Below are 3,284 nucleotides of genomic sequence, written 5' to 3' on the forward strand. Positions count from 1 at the left end.
GGGCCGGCGTGCTCGCGGCGGCTCGCGCGGGCGCTGCCCCCGGGGTCAAGCTGCAGGACCTGGACGATGCCGCCCGCGAGGTCCTCGCCAAGGCGGGCGCGACCTCGCCGTTCCTGCACTACAAGCCGAAGTTCGCGCCGGTCCCTTACCCGGCCGTCATCTGCACGTCTGTCAATGACGCCGCGCTGCACGGCATCCCTGGCAAGTACCAGCTCAAGGCGGGCGACCTGCTCAGCGTCGACGCCGGGGCTACCCTGGACGGCTGGGTGGCCGACGCGGCGATCTCATTCAGCGTCGGGACGCCCGCTAACGGCGACGCGGAGCTGATCGCCACCACGCAGGCTGCGCTGGAGGCGGGCATCACGGCCGCCGTGCCCGGCGGCCGGCTTGGCGACATCTCGGCCGCGATCGCCAAGGTCGGCGACGCGGGCCGCTACGGCATCTCGACGGAGCTCGGCGGTCACGGCGTCGGCAGGACCATGCATGAGGACCCGCACATCCCCAACCGCGGCAGGGCCGGGCGCGGCATGCGGCTGACCCCGGGCCTGGTGATCGCGATCGAGCCGTGGTTCATGGCCGGCGGCAGCGACGACATCTACCTGGACGACGACGGCTGGACGGTGCGCACCGCGGACGGCAGCCGCGCCGCGCACGCCGAGCACACCGTCGCGGTCACCAGCGACGGCCCGGTGATCCTGACCGCGGGCTGACCTAGGCGGGGCCGTGCTGCCCGTAGTCGCCGGGATCGGCCGGACCCGGACCTGGCCCGGGGCCCGGCTGCCCGTATCCGTAGCCACCGGGCTGACCGTACCCCGCGCCGGGTGCGGCGGGCTCGGCCGTCTGGCCGTGCGCGGCGGTGAGCCGGTAGTACACCAGCGTCACGACCGTGGCCAGGTACGGCGCGACCAGCGTGCCTGCCACCACGTCGGCGACGAAGTTCCGCCACGCGTACGGCAGCGCCAGCAAGATCGCCGAGATCACGATCTCGCCGACGATCAGGATCAGGAACACCACGACGAACGTGCCGAACACGTTCCACGCGTGCCCGCGCACCGTCCGCCAGCTCCGGCCGAACGACTCGATCGCGCCTGCCCCGCCAATCACGATGCTCGGCACGATCATCGACCAGAACGTCAGCAGGATCAGCCCAGGCACGATGATCAGCGCCAGCCCGATGGTGATCCCGATGCTGGCGAGGATCGAGGCGATCGCCACCGAGCCGACGTACGGCAGCGCGGCCCGCACAGTTTGGCCGAGGTCCAGGTCAACGCGCCCGTCGCGGACGTCCTGGACCGCCTTCACCAGCGCCGCCTGCAGCAGGAACATGCCGAACAGGCTCAACAGCAGCCCGAGGAACGCGCCCCACGACCCGGCCGCCAGGGACAGCAGCGCGGTGACGACGGCGACCACTAGGTAGATAACGAACGAAATCAGGATGAAGTGCGCGAAGTATCGGCGGTAGAGCGCCCACGCCTCACCAAGCACTCCAGACAGCGGACTCATGCCGCCATCGTAGGCAGGTACCTGCTGGTTGCACGAGAGGCAAGCCGCTCGGTCTTACGCTCCTACTGTTTCTGCTATTTCCGGCATGACGAAAGCGGGCGGGGGGACCGGCAGGCCCGCGCGGGCGATCGCCTGCAGCGTGCGGCGGCGCCTGCGCAGCAGATCCTGCGACTCCCGCATCCGGGCGATGGTCACCGTGGTTGCCCAGCTCTCGACCCGGAAACCCAGGTAGTCGGGGAGCGGGAGCACGCGATAGAGCATGACACCGCCCTTGCTCTGCGTTCGCCATTCGACGGCGCCGTCCTCGGCCGCGTACGGCCGCGGCCGCCTGACCACGCGCTTAACCATGGAGGTCGAGGACTTAGTGCCTATATCGACAATCTGGTCGAGCGACAAGCAGGCCACCTCGATGGATACGCGCCGCGTCGCCCGGGCCCCCATATAACGGTGGTAACCGAGCGCGAGCCCGGTCGGCAAGAGGATGAGCAGGATCGCCACGGATGTCATCCTTGTTTTCCGGTTCTTCGCGCGACAGCCCAATAATTGGACAATCTTTCGAAGAGATGACAAAAAGGTGACATAGCCTTATCGAACAAAAAATCATGGACTACATATTTGTGTACATTCATAGGCGGTGCTACAATCGAATCATGACACGTGGTCCGGGAGGAGGTGATCCAGGTGGAGGCAGCAGGCGCGTTCGCCCACGAGGGCGAGGCCGCGGACTGGCTGGACGCGGCCCTGGGTCACCTGGCCGCGACGGACTGGGCGTCGCTGGGCACGACGGCGCACGGGGACATGCTGCGGCGGCTGCAGGGGGCGCAGGCCAAGCTGACCGCGGTGAACGCGGCGGTGCTGGCGGCGTTCACCGCGGGGCAGGGGTATGAGCCGGACGGTCACCGGTCGGCGGTGCAGTGGCTGGTTCACCGCACCGGGATGAGCAAGGGCGCGGCGCTGGGCGCGTACGGCTGGCACAAGCGGCTGGCCCGGCACGGCGTGATCGCCACCGCGATGACGGACGGGACCGTGTCGGAGTCGTGGGCGAGGGCGATCGCGCAGTGGACTGACCCGCTGCCGGCCGCCGACCGCGACGAGGCCGACCGGATCCTCCTGGAGGCCGCGGCGGCCGGGGTGCCGCTGGAGGACCTGGAGGTATTGGCTCGGTCGATCTGGGAGACGTGGAAGGCGCAGCATCCCGATCCGGACGACGGCAACGGCGAGCCGGGCGACGAGGACGGGTTCGAGGACCGGCGGCTGCGGCTGGGTGTCACCTTCGGCGGCGCCGGGAAACTGACCGGCGACCTGGCCGCCGGCTGCGCCGCCAAGCTGCAGGCGATCTTCGACGCGCTCGGCAAGCACCTCGGCGCCGACGACTGGCGCAGCGCGGAGCAGCGCCAGCACGACGCCCTCGACGAGGCGCTGTCCCGGTTGATCAAGTCCGGGCTGCTGCCGCAGTCGGCCGGCACCGACACCCTGGCCCAGGTGATCATCCCGTTCCCGGAGCTGCGGGCCTGGCCCGGCGCCTCGCCGGCCGAAGCCGAGTGGATGGCCGGCACCGCCGGGCAGCCCGGCTGGCTGACCGGCATCGGCGCCGAGGCCGCCGCGTGCGACGCGACGATCGTCCCGGTGGTCACCGGCTCCGTGGACTGGCAGGCCGTCGATGAGATGACGCAGGTGTGGATCGACGCGCACGGCCTGAACCGCGGTGCCGAGCCGTGCGGCTGCACCTGCGGCGGCTGCACCTGCCAGCCCCCCGCACCGATGGACGCCGAGGCGAAGGC

Annotated in this window: 4 protein-coding genes; 2 read left to right on the forward strand and 2 right to left on the reverse strand. The window is 70.3% G+C overall.

Going from position 1 to position 3,284, the window contains the following annotated elements; all coding sequences use genetic code 11:
* On the forward strand, window positions 1-710 hold a 710-nt coding region (gene map, locus WA805_RS26650), incomplete at its 5' end, for a type I methionyl aminopeptidase (protein ID WP_425243721.1).
* A gap of 1 nt (window position 711) precedes the next feature.
* Here map and WA805_RS26655 read toward each other — a convergent pair.
* On the reverse strand, window positions 712-1,503 hold the full coding sequence (locus WA805_RS26655; protein ID WP_422272534.1) for a hypothetical protein: 792 nt from the start codon (window positions 1,501-1,503) through the stop codon (window positions 712-714).
* A 54-nt stretch (window positions 1,504-1,557) separates the two neighbouring features.
* Window positions 1,558-2,001, reverse strand: a complete 444-nt coding sequence (locus tag WA805_RS26660; RefSeq protein WP_422285805.1) for a hypothetical protein — start codon at window positions 1,999-2,001, stop codon at window positions 1,558-1,560.
* Window positions 2,002-2,160: 159 nt separating this feature from the next.
* Between WA805_RS26660 and WA805_RS26665 the strand changes: the two genes are divergently transcribed.
* Window positions 2,161-3,284, forward strand: a 1,124-nt coding sequence (locus WA805_RS26665) for a DUF222 domain-containing protein (RefSeq protein ID WP_425243722.1), incomplete at its 3' end; no start/stop codon positions are given.

Source organism: Trebonia sp. (genome assembly GCF_049794275.1).
Lineage (GTDB): Bacteria > Actinomycetota > Actinomycetes > Streptosporangiales > Streptosporangiaceae > Trebonia.

Bases quoted from the DNA above. Each gene is read 5' to 3' on its own strand.
- WA805_RS26655 (WP_422272534.1), bottom strand. From the start codon at position 1,503: ATGAGTCCGCTGTCTGGAGTGCTTGGTGAGGCGTGGGCGCTCTACCGC.